Origin of the sequence: Petralouisia muris, assembly GCF_004793545.1 — a bacterium.
GTDB lineage: Bacteria > Bacillota > Clostridia > Lachnospirales > Lachnospiraceae > Petralouisia > Petralouisia muris.
Genome location: NZ_SRYA01000256.1, coordinates 1 through 474, shown reverse-complemented (window position 1 = coordinate 474; position 474 = coordinate 1). Strand labels below are relative to the sequence as shown.

The 474-nt window shown below is 48.7% G+C and carries 1 protein-coding gene; it reads right to left on the bottom strand.

What is annotated here, in order from left to right; all coding sequences use genetic code 11:
- A partial coding sequence (locus tag E5329_RS29395; protein ID WP_275443907.1) for a recombinase family protein occupies positions 1–474 on the bottom strand: 474 nt, incomplete at both ends.

Below are 474 nucleotides of genomic sequence, written 5' to 3'. Positions count from 1 at the left end.
CGCAGTCCGCACACTTGATAACGCCTGCAAAGATATTCTCAAAGCCGCCCTTGTTTTCGGGTAATCTGCGGCTTGTGATAAGCTGCTGTACGGTATCAAATTCCTCCTGCGTAACTATCCCCTCGTGGGTATTGGGTATCACTTCCCATTCTTCGGGCAGCTTAGATGGGCGTTTCTTGCTTTTCATATTGGCGGCAATCCGCTTGTAGCCTGCAAGATTTCCCGCATATATCGGGCTTCTTAAAATACCCCTCACACTGTTCTCGCTCCAGATATAACGGTTTTCCTCGTTATCTTCAAAGTGCCGCTCATAGCCTGTTGCCCCCTGCTCCACCGCATAAGCAGCAGGGCGTAGGATGTGCTGTTTATTGATGTGCTTGCGGATTTTAGAGATTCCGTTTCCTGCAAGTACAAGGTCGAATATCTCCCTTACCACATGGGCAACCTTATCATCTATCAGCAGGTGGTTATGGT